The 16,083-nt window shown below is 40.1% G+C and carries 15 protein-coding genes; 7 read left to right on the top strand and 8 right to left on the bottom strand.

The features are described 5' to 3' along the window. Window positions 1-2 precede the first annotated feature (2 nt). Window positions 3-1,112 (top strand): PepSY-associated TM helix domain-containing protein, encoded by a 1,110-nt coding sequence (locus tag RYH73_RS16020; protein WP_335314449.1) that lies wholly within the window; start codon window positions 3-5, stop codon window positions 1,110-1,112. Between the two features lie 34 nt (window positions 1,113-1,146). Here RYH73_RS16020 and RYH73_RS16015 read toward each other — a convergent pair whose 3' ends face one another. Continuing rightward, window positions 1,147-2,214, bottom strand: coding sequence for an NADH:flavin oxidoreductase/NADH oxidase (locus RYH73_RS16015; protein ID WP_335314448.1), 1,068 nt, complete (start codon window positions 2,212-2,214; stop codon window positions 1,147-1,149). 194 nt (window positions 2,215-2,408) lie between these two features. On the opposite strand from RYH73_RS16015, the gene RYH73_RS16010 reads away from it, so the two are divergent. The 5 genes from RYH73_RS16010 to egtD are packed head-to-tail and all read left to right on the top strand — an operon-like array spanning window position 2,409 to window position 8,499. Then, window positions 2,409-3,797 carry a mercuric reductase gene (locus RYH73_RS16010; protein ID WP_335314447.1) on the top strand — a complete coding sequence of 463 codons (1,389 nt, stop codon included), beginning with the start codon at window positions 2,409-2,411 and terminating at the stop codon, window positions 3,795-3,797. Window positions 3,798-3,803: 6 nt separating this feature from the next. Then, the gene (locus tag RYH73_RS16005; RefSeq protein ID WP_335314446.1) at window positions 3,804-4,766 is read left to right on the top strand and encodes an ABC transporter ATP-binding protein; all 963 of its coding nucleotides are present in this window, start codon (window positions 3,804-3,806) and stop codon (window positions 4,764-4,766) included. After that, window positions 4,763-6,337, top strand: a complete 1,575-nt coding sequence (locus tag RYH73_RS16000; protein WP_335314445.1) for an ABC transporter permease/substrate-binding protein — start codon at window positions 4,763-4,765, stop codon at window positions 6,335-6,337. The genes RYH73_RS16005 and RYH73_RS16000 overlap by 4 nt, the downstream gene beginning before the upstream one ends. A gap of 1 nt (window position 6,338) precedes the next feature. Next, complete coding sequence (egtB, locus tag RYH73_RS15995; RefSeq protein WP_335314444.1) at window positions 6,339-7,490, top strand: ergothioneine biosynthesis protein EgtB; 1,152 nt, start codon at window positions 6,339-6,341, stop codon at window positions 7,488-7,490. Window positions 7,491-7,503: 13 nt separating this feature from the next. Next, window positions 7,504-8,499: an L-histidine N(alpha)-methyltransferase gene (gene egtD / locus RYH73_RS15990; RefSeq protein ID WP_335314443.1), complete on the top strand. Its 996-nt coding sequence runs from the start codon at window positions 7,504-7,506 to the stop codon at window positions 8,497-8,499. Window positions 8,500-8,584: 85 nt separating this feature from the next. On the opposite strand, the gene RYH73_RS15985 is transcribed toward egtD, so the two are convergent. The 7 genes from RYH73_RS15985 to RYH73_RS15955 all read right to left on the bottom strand — a co-directional run bounded on the left by RYH73_RS15985 (window position 8,585) and on the right by RYH73_RS15955 (window position 14,867). Beyond that, window positions 8,585-9,343, bottom strand: coding sequence for a TerC family protein (locus RYH73_RS15985; protein WP_335314442.1), 759 nt, complete (start codon window positions 9,341-9,343; stop codon window positions 8,585-8,587). Between the two features lie 12 nt (window positions 9,344-9,355). After that, complete coding sequence (locus RYH73_RS15980) at window positions 9,356-9,637, bottom strand: TFIIB-type zinc ribbon-containing protein (RefSeq protein ID WP_335314441.1); 282 nt, start codon at window positions 9,635-9,637, stop codon at window positions 9,356-9,358. A gap of 647 nt (window positions 9,638-10,284) precedes the next feature. Continuing rightward, window positions 10,285-11,088, bottom strand: coding sequence for a DUF2490 domain-containing protein (locus RYH73_RS15975; protein ID WP_335314439.1), 804 nt, complete (start codon window positions 11,086-11,088; stop codon window positions 10,285-10,287). 1 nt (window position 11,089) lies between these two features. Further along, window positions 11,090-11,539 (bottom strand): PepSY-like domain-containing protein, encoded by a 450-nt coding sequence (locus tag RYH73_RS15970; RefSeq protein ID WP_335314438.1) that lies wholly within the window; start codon window positions 11,537-11,539, stop codon window positions 11,090-11,092. 266 nt (window positions 11,540-11,805) lie between these two features. Continuing rightward, window positions 11,806-13,101: a sensor histidine kinase gene (gene porY / locus RYH73_RS15965; protein WP_335314437.1), complete on the bottom strand. Its 1,296-nt coding sequence runs from the start codon at window positions 13,099-13,101 to the stop codon at window positions 11,806-11,808. Then, window positions 13,098-13,775, bottom strand: coding sequence for a response regulator transcription factor (locus RYH73_RS15960; RefSeq protein ID WP_335314436.1), 678 nt, complete (start codon window positions 13,773-13,775; stop codon window positions 13,098-13,100). The genes porY and RYH73_RS15960 overlap by 4 nt, the downstream gene beginning before the upstream one ends. Window positions 13,776-13,979: 204 nt before the next feature. After that, the gene (locus RYH73_RS15955) at window positions 13,980-14,867 is read right to left on the bottom strand and encodes a dienelactone hydrolase family protein (protein WP_335314435.1); all 888 of its coding nucleotides are present in this window, start codon (window positions 14,865-14,867) and stop codon (window positions 13,980-13,982) included. Between the two features lie 202 nt (window positions 14,868-15,069). Between RYH73_RS15955 and RYH73_RS15950 the strand changes: the two genes are divergently transcribed. Then, window positions 15,070-16,023, top strand: coding sequence for an endo-beta-N-acetylglucosaminidase H (locus tag RYH73_RS15950; protein WP_335314434.1), 954 nt, complete (start codon window positions 15,070-15,072; stop codon window positions 16,021-16,023). The last annotated feature ends 60 nt before the right edge of the window (window positions 16,024-16,083 follow it).

Genomic DNA, 16,083 nt, shown 5'->3' with positions numbered 1-16,083 from the left:
TGATGTCAACAAAAAATAAATTACTCCGCTGGCTTTTTCGTTTGCACGGCATAACCGGATTGGTAACCGGTGTTTTTCTGATTTTATTGGGCTTGAGCGGATCAGCGTTGGTTTTTATGGAAGAGCTTGATCAATATACGAATCGACAGCTTTTTCACGTACAGGAGACAAGATCAAAAATGTCGCTCGATCGTATCTATCATCAAATCACCGCTAAATATCCCCGGCTTAGCGGCATCGCTTGGCTGAATCCGCAGGCCGCATCGGATGAAGCTTATAATTATCGTTTGTATCTCAATGACGGTAAAATACACACCTACGATCTCGCTGTATTAACGATCGACCCTTATACAGGCCACATTATACGCGAAGGGCGCTACGACCAGTGGCAGGCAGGTTTTATGCAATGGTTGTTTCAATTTCATTTCTCCTTCCATTTTGGCATGCCAGGTACTTTACTAACTGCAGTGCTCGGAATAACAATGCTCATATCCATTCTTACCGGTATACTAATTTATCGAAAACAGGTATGGAAGGTATTGTGTTTTAAAAAATCGATCCGATGGCATAATAAACGAATGCTAAGCTCGGATCTTCACCGGATTGTTGGTGTTTGGTCTTTAATATTCAATGCGGTTATTTTTTTTACGGGTTTCTGGCTCAACTTGTTTGCTTTTGACGCGCATACATGGCATGCGAAGCGGCAGGTGAATCCTCCCAACCTAACCGATGTCTTGTCTATAGACAGTCTGTATGCGAAAGCCAGTCGTACGCTGCCACGGCTCAAAGCGCATTCAGTATATATACCCACTCAACCAGGGCGTGGTTTCGCAATACGTGGGAACTTACCTGAAGATAATCCCTTTTTTGGAAAGGCCGCCAGTGGTATTAGCTTGAATGTAAAAAGTGGAACGATAGAACGTATACAGATGTCTGATAAACTATCTTTTCCGGAAAAGTGTCGCGCACTGGTTTTACCGCTTCATGCGGGTAATTTTGGTGGTCTGCCTATTCGGGTACTTTATGTGTTCATTGGTTTGACGCCAGGTTTGCTCAGCATCACCGGCTTTTTACTATACCTTAAAAAACTGGCTTCAAAGCATCGCCACTAGCTATTATGTTAAAATTGAAGCTATTCAATCCTTATTAATTTAGTTTGGCTCGTTCATATTGAATGGGCCATTCGATCGTATCCCCAAGCTCATGAGCAGCCTGTAATGGGAAATAAGGGTTTCGCAAAAGTTCGCGCGCCATCGCTATTAGATCGGCATCTTCATTGACAAGAATGGTTTCAGCTTGCATTGCATTGGTGATGAGTCCGACAGTTGAGGTTAATATACCCGTGTCCTTCTTGATTTTGGATGCAAAGGGCAATTGGTAGGCCGGACCAACCGAAATTTTTTGATAAGATACGAGGCCGCCACTGGATACATCCAGCAGATCGACGCCCCGGGCTTTGAGAATAGATGCCAATTGTATCGACTGTTTTAAATCCCATCCCCCATCAGCCCAATCGCTGGCTGAAATTCTTACAAATAAAGGAAAATCTTTCGGTACCAGAGATCTTATCGCATCCACAACTTCCAACAGCAAACGAATGCGATTATCAAAACTACCTCCATATTCATCCTGCCGAAGATTACTCAAAGGCGATAAAAATTGATGCAGCAAATACCCATGGGCAGCATGTATTTCGATAAGTTCGAAACCGGCACGCAATGCACGTTCAGTAGCACTTTTGAAATCGGCTATGACCACATCGACCCCGTCTTTCTCCAATTCAAGGGGTACCGCATAATGATCTGCGAAGGCAATCGCTGAGGGAGCCACGGGCTGCCAGCCTCCGTCTTCTACCGCAACCTTACCTCTGCCCTTCCACGGTGCTGTTGTGCTCGCCTTACGACCCGCATGCGAGAGTTGAATACCCGGCACCGACTGCTGATTTTTAATGAATGAAGTGATCTGGAGAAGCTTTTCTACTTGTTCGTCGTTCCATAACCCTAAGTCGTCCGGAGATATTCTACCCTCGGCGGATACCGCTGTGGCTTCAACCATAACTAAAGCTGCACCACCCACTGCTCGGCTTCCCAGATGGACTAAATGCCAATCATTTGCCAATCCATTGATTGCTGAATATTGGCACATGGGAGAAACTATAATTCGATTTTTTAAGGTAACACCTCTTATTATAAGCGGGCTGAGCAATTTTGACATAGCGATACGATAATTGATGAGTACGAAAAAGGCATTTATACCGGCCTCTATCCAAAAGTAGGGAAATTACAGTAAATACATAATCGGAGACCTAGAAAATTAAGCCTTTGGCTTGTTTTCTCAAACCATTTAAGCGCTTTCTTGTTAGGAATGAAGGTGATTGCAGTCCTTCAAGCACCAAGAAACCAATATATATGAAGACTAGACAATATGATGCCATCATTATTGGCTCCGGACAAGCGGGTGTTCCCTTAGCCAAAAAACTGGCGAACAACGGAAAAAAAGTGGCAATCGTTGAGAAAAGATGGATTGGCGGTACTTGCATAAATGATGGTTGCACTCCCACCAAAACATGGATAGCCTCTGCAAAAGCAGCCTATGATGCCCAGAAAAGTATCGATCTGGGTATCTTGATCAAGGATTATAAAATAGATATGCCCTTTATCAAGAGACGTAAGGATCGAATTGTTGAAAACGCGCGGAATGGGAATCAGAAATCACTGGAGAAAACTAAAAATCTAACGGTTATTTTCGGTGAAGCGACTTTTACGGACTACAAAACTATTCTTGTGACTGCTGATACCGGATCTCAACAAACGCTGAAGGCAGACTTATTCTTTTTAAATACAGGTACCTCTGCTTTAATTCCGGAAATCGAGGGTTTAGATTCGATTAGTTTTCTTACCTCAACCAGCATGCTTGAATTGGATCACATACCAGAACATTTGTTGATTATCGGTGGCAACTATATTGGTCTTGAGTATGGCCAAATGTTTCGTCGTTTTGGCAGTAAAGTAACCATATTGGAAAAGTCGCCAAGGATTGTACCACGCGAGGATCGAGATGTATCTGAAGAAATGCAAAACATTTTGAAAGCGGAAGGGATTGAAATTGTAACCAATGCAGAAACTATCTTATTCAAAAAACAAGCACAAAAAGAAATCGCTACGACCATTCAAATGAATGGTAAAAAGCGGAAAATTATTTCGAGTCATGTATTGATTGCAGTAGGGCGTATTCCTCAAACTGCTTCCCTTCACCTTGATAACACCGGTATAAAGCTCGACCCCCATGGCTATATCAAGGTAAATAGCAAACTCGAAACCAATGTAAAAGGTATTTATGCCTTAGGAGACGTTAAAGGCGGACCGGCATTCACACACATATCCTATAACGACTATACCATTGTATATCGCAATCTCATTGAAAATAAAAACTATACAATACGGAACCGGCCAATCCCTTATTGCATGTTTACCGACCCACAATTGGGACGCATCGGCCTGAGCGAAGCCGAGGCCAAAAAGCAAGGGCTAAATGTTAAAATTGCAAAATTACCGATGACACAGGTGGCCCGTGCGGTAGAAACAGGCGATACACGTGGCTTCATGAAAGCCATTGTAGATGCTAAAACTAAGCGAATACTGGGGGCCTGCATTTTGGCAGCACAAGGAGGAGAAATCATGTCTATTTTACAGATGGCAATGGAAGGTAAAATCACCTATGACCGTATACGTTACGGCGTTTTTGCACATCCTCTTTATGCGGAATCGCTGAACAACCTCTTTATGACATTAGACTAGAGATTTATGATCAAAATAGCGGGTTTAAGCAAATCGTTTGGCGACTTAAAGGCTGTGAATGGGCTGTCTCTAGAAATAGAGGAAGAAGAGAACTTAATCCTGCTCGGTCCAAGCGGTTGCGGCAAAACAACAACACTTAAAATGATTAATCGACTCATTCAACCAGACGGGGGAAAAATACTTATTCATGGAAAGGATGTTTTGCATCAATCAGCCGTTAATCTCCGGCGAAATATCGGTTATGTCTTACAGAACAATGGTCTTTTTCCCCACTATTCAGTTGCTCAAAATATAGCCATTGTACCGCATTTACTGAAATGGGATAAAAAGCGGATCGCGTCAAGAATAGATGAATTATTGGAAAAGTTACACCTTCCATTGGCGTATCGCAATCGCTATCCCCATGAATTAAGCGGTGGTCAACAGCAGCGCGTAGGACTAGCTAGAGCCCTGGCCGCGCATCCCCCTATTTTACTTATGGATGAACCTTTCGGCGCGCTGGACAATGTCACCCGAGCAAAAATACAAGAAGAATTTATGGCCTTGGATGAGTTAAAAAGAAAAACCATTATAATGGTTACACATGATATACAAGAGGCTTTTATTTTGGGTGATCAGATCTGCCTGATGGACAAAGGAACCATTGTGCAAATTGGTCAACCCAGGGACCTACTATTTAAACCTTCCAATTCATTGGTAGTTAACTTTCTCCAAGAGCATCGTCTCCAACTGGAACTGCAAACAATACAGTTGAAAGACTTATGGAACTGGCTTCCCGTAGTTGATCAAACAAATGGTGATAATACGCTTTCATCAGAAACCAATATATGGCAAACACTGGAACACCTGCAGGGCCACAACATCGAAGCACTTCAAATCACGGATCACCGGAAAAAAGAATCGAGGCTTGTCGGATTTGAACAGTTAATGTCGGCTATTTATCAATATAAGAAAAATATCGCTGCATGAACGAAGAACAACAGACGCTCTGGAATTTTATGTGGCAACAGTCAGACAAACTGTTGATTCAAACCCTACAGCATATCGGGTTAACATTTATCTCTTTAGTACTAGCTGTTCTGGTGGGGTTGCCCTTAGGTATTTTAATTGTTCGAAACCGGAATTTATCGGGTACTATTTTAGGCATTGCAGGTATTTTGCAAACCATACCAAGCATTGCCTTATTAGGATTTTTAATTCCGCTATTGGGGATAGGCGTTAAACCAGCTATTGTCGCATTATTTCTGTATGCTCTCCTCCCGATTATCCGCAATACCTATACCGGTATCACCGGTATCGATCCAAACGTTAACGAGGCAGCTACCGCATTAGGTCTTGATAAACAGCAAATTCTTTTACAGGTTGAATTGCCACTTGCAATGCCTGTTATTTTAGCGGGAATACGTACAGCAACGGTCATTAATGTGGGGGTAGCTACATTAGCTTCTTATATTGCCGCCGGTGGTCTAGGCGAATTTATCTTTGGTGGAATTTCGTTGAACAACACAAACATGATTCTCAGCGGAGCCATACCTGCTGCTTTGCTAGCGCTGCTCTTTGATTTTTGCCTTTCACGCATACAAAAATTAGGCTTTAAGAAAATTAAAAGAGTGATCATCGCTATGCCTGCACTCTTTATTTTATTAAGTACGCTCTATTTTATTCCTAATAGCTACGGGACAAAACTTACCGCTGGATTTACACCCGAATTTATGGGACGTCAGGATGGGAACGTAGGTCTTGAAAAGATCTATGGTTTAAAAATACATACGGTTGTCATTAATGACGCCGTGATGTATAAAGCTGCTTATGAAAAACAACTGGACGTCATTAGTGGCTATTCAACAGATGGGCGTTTAAAAGCCTATGATTTAACTGTTCTAAGGGATGACCAAGGTATTTTTCCTCCTTATTATGCCGCACCTATTGTTCGGAACCAGGCTTTGCAAAAGTTTCCTTCACTGGAAGAAACCCTGAATTTACTAGCAGGAAAAATAAATGATAGTGTGATGACGGACCTGAATTATCGTGTTGATCACCTTCATCAATCACCGGAAAGGGTAGCCAGCGATTTTTTAAAGGCTCAGGGACTTTGGAAACAAAGACTTGGTAAAAAAAACGGCACAATACGCTTGGGCTCTAAAATTTTTGGAGAACAATATATTTTGGCAAACCTATATAGTCAATTAATAAAAGGTTTCACGGATTATGAAGTGGTTACTAAAACAGGGCTTGGGGGAACGAAAATTTGTTTTGATGCCTTGGTTAATAACCAGATTGATCTCTATCCTGAATATACGGGAACCGGTTTATTGGCGATCTTAAAACCAAACCAACGAACGATCGACTCCTTAAGTAGCGATAAGGATAAAACCTTCGCCTATGTAAAGCAGGAATTCGAAAAAAAATATGGAATTAGTTGGTTAAGGCCCATCGGCTTTAATAATGCTTATGCACTTATGATGCCAAAGCAGCTGGCAAAGGCACTACATATTGAAACAATATCGAATCTTAAAGAATATTTAGAAAATCAACAGTAATATGGATATAAGCATTCGTTACAAAAATGTCCGTGAACGTACCGAAAGGATTTGCCGTCCCTTAGCAATTGAAGACTATGTGGTACAACCTATCGTAGATGTAAGTCCACCTAAATGGCATCTCGGTCATACAACCTGGTTTTTTGAGACCTTTATATTAATACCAAATCTTGTAGGATACCAACCTTTTAATCCTGATTACAATTATGTCTTTAATAGTTATTATGAAGCCGTTGGTAACCGGGTTATCCGTACAGACCGAGGGAACCTTAGCCGACCAACAGTAGAAGATATCTATCGCTATCGGCAATATGTAGATCAGGCTATGCTAAAAATGCTGGAAACTGCTCCTGAGCCAGCTATAGAAGATTTACTTATACTAGGCCTTAACCATGAGGAGCAGCATCAAGAACTTCTATATACCGATATCAAGTATATACTCGGTCATAACCCCCTATTTCCGGCTTACGATCTCAACTATGACGAGCCTACGCCGAATAAAGAATCTCCTTCGGAGTTTATACAGATGCAGGGGGGGCTTTATGAAATTGGTTTCAATGGAGATGGTTTTTGCTTTGACAACGAACAGTGTCGACATAAAGTCTACTTGAATGATTTTGAAATATATACAGAATTAGTCACCAACAGCGATTACCTCGAGTTTATAAATGATGGCGGTTACGAAGACTTCCGTCATTGGCATGCAGAAGGTTGGGATTGGGTTAGAAATAACAAGATAACGGCACCCCTTTATTGGCATCAGATTGACAACAGCTGGCACGCTTATACCTTTCGAGGCCTTCAACCTCTCCATTTAGCAGCTGCTGTGCGACATGTGAGCTATTTCGAAGCCCATGCCTATGCCGCTTGGAAGGGCTTACGATTACCCACTGAATTTGAATGGGAAGCAGCGGCACCTAATTTTGTATGGGGCGAGAACTGGGAATGGACCGAAAGCGCCTACTTACCCTATCCTGGTTTTGCCAAGGCACCCGGTGCTATTGGTGAATATAATGGTAAATTTATGGTTAATCAGCAGGTACTGCGCGGCGCCTCAACGGTTACTTCGCCGGGACATAGCCGTATCACTTATCGAAACTTCTTCCAAACGAATTTACGCTGGCAATTTACCGGTATTCGATTGGCGAAATAATAGACTTATGAGCATGAACACAAAGTTTTCCGACTTATCAAGCAATTCAATTGAGACAACGAACGGCAAAACAGACTTCTTTTATGAAGACGTTATACACGGGCTTCAAGCCAATCCTAAACGTTTGGATTCTAAATATTTCTACGATGCAGCGGGAGATAAATTATTCCGGGAGATTATGAATTGCCCTGAATATTATCTGACAAATGCGGAACTCGAAATCTTTTCGGAGAAAACGGCCGAGCTAGTAGCGGCTATCAATAGTCACGGAGCTGGATTTGATCTAATTGAATTAGGTGCCGGTGATGCGATGAAATCAACCTACTTGCTTAACGAATTATTGAAACAGCAAATTGATTTCCGCTATGTACCGATCGATATATCAGCCAACGTTATCAAAAACCTTAACCATAATCTGCCTCAAGTGCTCCCTAAACTCAAAATAACCGGCTTGAACGGTGAGTATTTTGAGATGTTAGCCCAAGCTACCTCTTTATCAAACAAACGTAAAGTCGTATTATTTTTAGGTTCAAACATCGGTAATATGCCCATCCATGAAGCTACCGAATTTTGTAAAAATCTTCGGAATCATTTGTCCGAGGGTGATTACGTGCTTGTAGGGATGGACCTCAAGAAAAATCCAAAAACAATCTTATCAGCTTATAATGATCGAGGTGGTATTACAAAACGATTTAATCTCAACTTACTCGAAAGAATAAACAACGAACTCAACGCCGACTTTCTTATTAGTCAGTTTGATCATTACGCCACATACGATCCTGAAAGTGGTGCTTGTAAAAGCTATCTTATCAGTCTCGAAGACCAAACGGTGCAAATTGGCGAAAAACAGGTTCACTTCGCGAAGAACGAACATATCTTTATGGAAATTTCGCAAAAATTTAGCTTTGGGCAGATTGAAGAATTGGCCCGGAATTCCGGATTTAAGTTAATGAACCAATTATTTGATAGCAAAAAATGGTTTACAGACGTCATTTGGTCAGCAGGATAATGAAAGCAATCCGAATGCCACGTGCGCTATCGAAAACCAAAATCCCATGGTAAAAAATGCCATGGGACTTGGTGAGATTGGCCTGCTAGAGTTGTTTATCATTCAATTTGATACTCCTTTTCTTCCGAAGTTGAATGTTCAGCAATTCAACAATCAACGAAAAGCCTAGACAGGAATAGATAATACTTTTACTTACTTCCTGATGAAGCCCCCCCGCAATTAATACGACTCCGATGACCACCAAAAAGGTTAAAGCCAACATTTGGAGTGTAGGTTGCTTGTTAATAATCCGTAATACGGGACCTGCAAAGGCCATCATCACGCCAATGGATATAATAACTGCTATAATCATAATCAAAACGTAGTCGACCAATCCGACAGCCGTTAGAATTGAATCAAACGAAAAAACCGCATCTACTAATACAATCTGCAATAAAACTGCTCCAAAACTAATAGGGCTTTTAGTTCGGTTTGTTTCTTCCCCTTGCTCTTGCAACTTATGGTGTATCTCTAAGGTGCTTTTCACAATCAGAAAGAGCCCACCGGCAATGAGAATGAGGTCTTTATAGCTAAGCGGAAGTTCCTCATCAAACATGTTCAGCATAATAACGGGATCCTTGAGTCCAATAATCCAATTAATGCAAAGCAGCAAGGCTATTCTGAACACCATCGCCAGGGTTAAACCGAGGTTACGTGCTTTACGCTGTAATTTTTCAGGCAGCTTACCTGCCACAATGGAGATAAAAATAATATTATCTATACCCAATACAACCTCGAGAAAGCACAAAGTAATAAGGCTGATCCAAATACCTGGATCAGCAAAATTAGGGATTTCAAATTCCATATAGCACCCTTATTAATCAAAGTCAAATAAATTACTCAAAAACGATTTCTTTTTATAGGGACGCTGCTGATCATGCTTATCATGGTAGTCAGACTTACCATTATAATCATTCCATTGATTGGGAGTGCTATACGATTTGGACGATTCATCATTATGTTCGTTATCGACGTAATTGATAATTTTGTCGAGCTCTCCCTTATCGAGCCAAATTCCTCTGCATTTTGGGCAATAATCCACCTCTACTTGATATCTTTCAGACATTAACAATGTTTCATTACAATTAGGACATTTCATTTTATTATTTGTTTATGATTCAATACCGTCAACTACTTCATAAAGATTGAATAGGCGCTACGACACAGCACATTCTTCGGCCATTCAATGAGAAGTAGTCATCAATTAACTAGAAATTATAAAGGAAATAACCCGTCAGAATAACGTGAAAAGGTATAAAAAAGAATAATAGCTTGGCCTGCACCAATATACATTAAAAGCATAAAAGACTGTGCTTTTTGAGTCGATAATAGAGGCTAATTTGGTTCTTATAAGCTGATGTCTCTCAGCGCCTTTTTTTGCCTTTCTAATAGCAAGATACTTTCCATGCCCAAATTCCAAATCATCCAACAAGCTCTCTTGAACCAGCACACTCTGTACCCCACTTGCTGTGTTTATAAGTAGGCTTTGATATAGCAAAAAAAAGGGAAAAAGAGTGCTTAACAACAGTAGCAATAAAGAAAAACGTTTCCAGATAAGGACATTGTTAAGTATGATAGAAAACACGCTCGTACTTTTTTATTCAAAAATAAACATTATTGGCTTTCATTAAGTTAAAAGAAACAATATCAGCAGAAAGTTACAAATGGGGGATCATCCTTCCGGGTCGAAAATGAGAACTTAACCAGTTGAAAACGTTTACATCGAGTGGAAACCATGGTATACGATTAAGTGCCCTTTTTATGCTTTAAAAAACGGAAAGGGTTGTTCCAAATTACATCTAACGCAATATAATGTGCAGAAAAGGGCGATCGATTACCTACTAAATTGTTCATATAACCAAGATCAATCGTGAATGGCAATCGTTGCGGAGACACAGCGTAATAGAACGTAAACCTACTTTCCTGATAGTTGAAATTTGTCCATATTCCGGACATCGCCAGTTTGCTGGTAGAAAATAGCGCCTCATATCCACCAATGAGTTTATGTATCTTTTTTTTGTCTAGATTCACTGTAAGCTGCAATTTTAAACGCGATCGGAGTTGAAAGTCTTCCGACGACATTTCCTTAATCGGTCGGGTAAACGTGCGCAGATCTTGCCTAAAAGTAGTCGTAAACTTCAGCTTTTCAGTTTTAAGCATGTAAGCTATCCGTCCGTAAATCCTCCATTCCCGTTCAAATCCCCCATATGTCGACCCAAAAGGAGCGAAATCGTTATACTCCTCCTGCTTTCGGTAACTCAGCGCAAAAGCGTATTGCCAATGTGGATGAAACTGGTGATAAAACTCTTGATTTATCACCAGAATGGATGGTTTAAAGAAGGGACCATAATTGTCCGGATTGCTCTTTCTCCCTACACCAATGTAAGACATCGACTGCCATTTTTTTGATGTTCCCAGGTCTTGTCTGAGGCCGAAGGCAAACCAGCTTGCTGTATTTGCCTTGCCTAAACCGGGCGGACTAACCTGAGCATAGGATATAACAGGTAAACAGCAAGCTACAAAGCAAAGAAAGAAGAAGAGTTGCTTCATGTTAGTCCAACACTTTGCTCAATAGTTTACCATTCGCATCAAAGGCAACTTTTAGTTCTTCACGTACACTTTTCAATTCAAGGGTATAGACAACTTGTTTTCCTTTGGTAACCTTTTTCACATCGTCTACGCGGTAATTATTGTAATCTTTTTTGATGGTTGTGCGTACAGCCGATGGCAAATCATTTTTAGAAATTTCTTCTTTATGTTCAATCAGCTTTCCTCCTTTATCATACCACGCATCGTGATCTGTCGACAAAAAGCCTGTTTCAAATTCGACCTTAAATAGATCGCCTTGCAGCTTCCATTCTACATCCGAAGCATTTGAAAATGATTTATGGAAATTATTTATCACCACAGAGGGAACCTGACTTGCTTGAATATCCTGTCCAAACAAAAGATGAGCATTGATAAGTAGGGCGAAAAAACCCATTAAAATCCTTTTTTCCATGTCTATTAATTTTTGATTTAAAACAAAGAAATAGAACGATTCTGGAAAAATTTGGGAATATTAGCAGCGGTATACGTACAATATTCGCTCGCTAGAAATTACCTTAATAATCCTTAACCGTAGCAAAACTTTACTTTTTAGGTAAGGAAAGGGTAAGAAAAGGGTAGAGAAAGGGTATAGTTTAGGGTAAAGAAAAGGTAAACAAAAGGTAACGAAAGGGTACAGCAAGTATCACGATAATTACAGAAGACGAATATCGTCACGAATCAGCGCTCGACTTTTTCTTGTGAATTTTTAAATTGAATTTCGAAGCAATGCCTATCCGCTAAATAACGATAGGAAACCCTAAAACCATATAAATTACAGACAGCCTTCATAATAGCCAGACCTAAACCCGTTCCATCCATTTTTTTGTCACTCGACTTATAAAAGCGATTGAATACTTTATCGGTTTCCAACGGTTCCCTTTTCCCGGTATTGCTGATTGTCAGCATATCCGTTTTGATGTCTACCGATACATTACCTTGAGGGAGATTATGAAAGATGGCATTCCTGATCAGATTGGAAACGATGATATTAGCGAGTGCCGGATCCATTTCTACGTTTAAGTCGGTATGTTCATGTATCGTTACCTTTACATTTTTAAAAGTGGCAAACTCTTCCAAATCCTCCAAAGTTTGTTGTACTATCCGGTTTAAGGATATATTTTGTTGATCGAAAAACTGTTTGTTTTCGATTTTGGTTAAGAGTAACAGGGATTTATTCAGACGGATTAAGCGCTCAATTATTTGCAAAACCTGTGCAATGCCTTCGGCTTGCTCACTTTCTATATTTCCCTTTTCCAATAGTAATTCCAATTTATTGGTTGCTATCGCCAGGGGTGTTTGCAGTTCGTGTGAAGCATTTTCAATAAACTGCTTCTGATGTTGGTAGGTTTCTAAGCTGTGTTGCAATAAGCTATTTACCGCGTTCTTCAGCATATTGAATTCCTTCACGTCTGTGCTTATATTAGGCAAGTCCCTAGTACTCCCTAATCTGAATTTGGTAACCTGATTTAAGAAGTTATAAAAGGGTTTCCATAATTTGCGTAAAACAATATTGTTGATGAGAATAATACTAACTACCAGAATCACATATAGCCAAAATACCGACCAAAAAAGATCTTCGATTAAATCATCTTCTTCTACCATCGAATTAATGATTTTCAATTCGTAAAAATCTCCTTTGTGTTCAAAGGCTGTTGTGAGCATACGTACGGGCTCTAGATCGTCTTCATCCTGCATGTACATTAAGGTATCCCTATATTGGTCCTTCATCGAAAGCGCCCGCTTTTCACCTATCTCCCGAATGGCGTAGTTACTTTCATCAAAAAAACTTTTTTTCAATATGCTTGGATCTGTATCCACTTTTTGAAGAATGAGCACTTTATAATTCTCCAACCCGTCGTCGATGCTATCTTGAATCTCATCCAGCATATTGATATAAAAAATAATTGACCAGATGGTCACGATCAATAAAATGGAAATAGAGAGATATTTCAGTGACTTATTGAGCAGCTTCATTTTTCGACCAATTTATAACCAACTCCATAGACAGACTCAATCTCAATCACTGCATTTGCCGTCTGTAATTTCTTTCTAAGATTTTTAATTTGATAATAAATAAAATCGAGGTTATCCGCCTGATCAATATTATCTCCCCAGACATGTTCGGCTAAAGCAGATTTGGTGATCAAGCGATTGATATTTAACAGAAAATAATTGAGTACATCGAACTCCTTCCGATTAAGCGCAACTATTTCTCCATTCACGGAAAGCTGGCGTTCGCTCAAGTTCAATACCACATTTCCTAATTCAATAGTATGTTTACCGTCCAACTTCTTCCTTCTTAAAACGGCCTTGACCCGGGCATTTAACTCAGCGATATGGAATGGTTTCGTTAAATAATCATCTGCACCTAATTCTAACCCGATAAGCTTGTCATCCAATGAATCTTTCGCCGAAATAATAATGATATTTTCTGATTTTTGAGATTGCTTTAATTCCTCTAACACTTGAAGTCCACTTCCCCCAGGCAGCATGATATCTAACAAAATGCAGTCATAATCATACATCCGGATTTTATCCATTGCAGTAAGGTAGTCACTGGCAGATTCAATTATAAAATGTTCTTTCGCCAATGAAGTAGCAATAGTCTCCAACAATTCTTCCTCATCTTCAACGATTAAAAGTTTCATTAAAATAATTTGTCTTTCAATGGTAATGAAGCTTGCATGAATTATTCATGTTCGTACATGAGCAGCAATTCATGCAGGTTTCATTAAAATAATTTGTCTTTTAATAGCAATGATAATTTAGCCTAGCTGTGGTAGGTATGAACCATCATTGCAGCAAGTATATGGTTAAATTCTGGAAAGAAATTGGAATACATCTTTTCATGATCACCTTAATTTTTGAGAAAAGAAGTCGATGGTACGTTCCCATGCCAGCTTTGCAGCTTCTTGATCGTATCGCGGTGTTGTGTCATTATGAAAACCATGATTTACATTCTCATATGTAAAAGCTTTATAAACCTTGTGGTGATCCTTCAACGCCTTTTCATAAGCGGGCCATCCTTCATTTACATGGGTATCAAGCGCGGCATAGTGTAATAAAAGCGGTGCCTTGATCCGTAGCACTTCTTCCAAAGGAGGTTGACCTCCATAGAACGGTACCGCAGCTGCTAAATTCGGTATTCGGACGGCCATCATATTGGCAATCCAGCCACCAAAACAGAAACCGACGACACCTACCCTTCCATTGCAAAATTTATTTTTTTCCAAGTAATCAAAACCAACAACAAAATCTTCAAGCATTTCATTTCTATCCCGCTTACTTTGCAGCTCACGCCCCGCATCATCGTTCCCCGGATAGCCTCCCAAAGGACTTAACGCATCTGGCGCTAAGCTAATAAAACCGGCTAAGGCGGCTCTTCTAGCCACATCGGCAATATGTGGATTCAGGCCCCTATTCTCGTGTACCACCAAGATGCCACCCAATTTTTTCTCATTATTTTTGGGCATACATAAAAGAGCCTTAATTGCCCCTCCTCCTTTGGGTGATGGATAATCGATATAACTCGACGTAATCCGAGGATCATCTGCCCTTATCTGAATTGCATCTTGGTAATCGGGCATTAAAAAGCTCATCAAGGAGGTAACAGTAACACCACCAACTGCGTAAATCGAAAGTTTCTGCATAAAGTCACGCCTCGTTATACGATTGTGTGCATAATCATCATATAGATCAAAGACTTCCTGCTTTACATCTTCTTTTTTTAGGCTTTTCATATCAATGAATTTTTATAAAATTAGCAATGAATAAGACAAATACACGAGGCACGCTTGTAAAATTTAAATGACCGATGGATTTTCGCCCCTGACATATTTAGTTATTTCTCGAAATTTTAATACTTAATTATTTCAACAGATTGTATTATATTGATTTAAAACATTTTAGCAAACCCATTGTTTATTAAAGAAATAACTAATTATGACTAAACATCTTACTTTTTGCAGAAATTTTCTGCTAGGTTCCTTGATGGTTCTAACGATCGCTTGTGGAAAAGACAGCAAATTACATCCCGTTGAAAATAAAGCAATGGCAACCAAGACTGGTCCAAAAAGTGTGGTTTATGTAGAGGTTAATAACCATAATCTACTAAATGCAGGGACCTATACACTGGCCGAAAGTGGAGCGCAGCTATTTGATATCGCTATTATATTTGCCTCGAATATCAACTACGATGCCAGTCAAGGCAAAGCAGTACTCCATCACAACGAAAATGTAACCGCCGTGCTGAACAAACGGGAGCAAATAATAAAACCACTTCAAGACAAAGGAATGAAGGTATTGTTATCCATATTGGGTAATCACCAGGGGGTAGGTTTCGCTAATTTCACGAGTAGAGCAGCCGCTCGTGATTTTGCACAACAACTTGCTCAGACTGTGGAAACCTATCAGCTAGATGGAATCGATTTTGATGATGAATATGCCAAATACGGTGAAAACGGGCAACCACCGGCAAATGATAGCTCTTTCGTTTTGCTTGTTGAAGAATTAAGGACACGCATGCCTGACAAGATCATTTCGCTTTACAATATCGGTCCTGCGGTGTCAAATACCGAATGGCAGGGCAAAAAAGTGGGGGATTACGTTGATTATAGTTGGCAAGCTTATTACGGCAATTATGGCGCACCCAACATAGCTGGACTGACGAATAAAGCGCATTTAGGACCCGCTGCTGTTTGGATTAATCAACAACCTGCAAATGCCTCCACTGCAGCAAACTTAGCGCAACGAACGGTAGACGACGGCTATGGCATTTTCTTATATTACGACTTGCCACAAAGTAATTCTTCTTCTTATTTATCGGCTATTTCGAATGTTTTGTATGGCGAACAAACGGAAATGAGCGGAGCTTCTCATCCATGGCCAACGCCATAATAGGCATTCATTTTTAGGAACGGACTTTAAATAACAAAGGCCTTGCTTAGGAAGCAAGGG

The organism is Olivibacter sp. CPCC 100613 (genome assembly GCF_036959255.1).
Lineage (GTDB): Bacteria > Bacteroidota > Bacteroidia > Sphingobacteriales > Sphingobacteriaceae > Olivibacter.
This window is presented reverse-complemented; position numbering and strand designations above follow the sequence as displayed.

Excerpts from the sequence above, each read along its gene's own strand:
- RYH73_RS15980 (WP_335314441.1), bottom strand. The coding sequence starts at position 9,637 with ATGAAATGTCCTAATTGTAATGAAACATTGTTAATGTCTGAAAGATAT.
- RYH73_RS15955 (WP_335314435.1), bottom strand. The coding sequence starts at position 14,867 with ATGAAAAGCCTAAAAAAAGAAGATGTAAAGCAGGAAGTCTTTGATCTA.
- RYH73_RS15950 (WP_335314434.1), top strand. The coding sequence starts at position 15,070 with ATGACTAAACATCTTACTTTTTGCAGAAATTTTCTGCTAGGTTCCTTG.
- RYH73_RS15975 (WP_335314439.1), bottom strand. The coding sequence starts at position 11,088 with ATGAAGCAACTCTTCTTCTTTCTTTGCTTTGTAGCTTGCTGTTTACCT.
- RYH73_RS15985 (WP_335314442.1), bottom strand. The coding sequence starts at position 9,343 with ATGGAATTTGAAATCCCTAATTTTGCTGATCCAGGTATTTGGATCAGC.
- RYH73_RS16020 (WP_335314449.1), top strand. The coding sequence starts at position 3 with ATGTCAACAAAAAATAAATTACTCCGCTGGCTTTTTCGTTTGCACGGC.
- egtB (WP_335314444.1), top strand. The coding sequence starts at position 6,339 with ATGGATATAAGCATTCGTTACAAAAATGTCCGTGAACGTACCGAAAGG.
- RYH73_RS16005 (WP_335314446.1), top strand. The coding sequence starts at position 3,804 with ATGATCAAAATAGCGGGTTTAAGCAAATCGTTTGGCGACTTAAAGGCT.
- RYH73_RS16000 (WP_335314445.1), top strand. The coding sequence starts at position 4,763 with ATGAACGAAGAACAACAGACGCTCTGGAATTTTATGTGGCAACAGTCA.
- RYH73_RS16010 (WP_335314447.1), top strand. The coding sequence starts at position 2,409 with ATGAAGACTAGACAATATGATGCCATCATTATTGGCTCCGGACAAGCG.
- porY (WP_335314437.1), bottom strand. The coding sequence starts at position 13,101 with ATGAAGCTGCTCAATAAGTCACTGAAATATCTCTCTATTTCCATTTTA.
- RYH73_RS15970 (WP_335314438.1), bottom strand. The coding sequence starts at position 11,539 with ATGGAAAAAAGGATTTTAATGGGTTTTTTCGCCCTACTTATCAATGCT.
- RYH73_RS15960 (WP_335314436.1), bottom strand. The coding sequence starts at position 13,775 with ATGAAACTTTTAATCGTTGAAGATGAGGAAGAATTGTTGGAGACTATT.
- RYH73_RS16015 (WP_335314448.1), bottom strand. The coding sequence starts at position 2,214 with ATGTCAAAATTGCTCAGCCCGCTTATAATAAGAGGTGTTACCTTAAAA.
- egtD (WP_335314443.1), top strand. The coding sequence starts at position 7,504 with ATGAACACAAAGTTTTCCGACTTATCAAGCAATTCAATTGAGACAACG.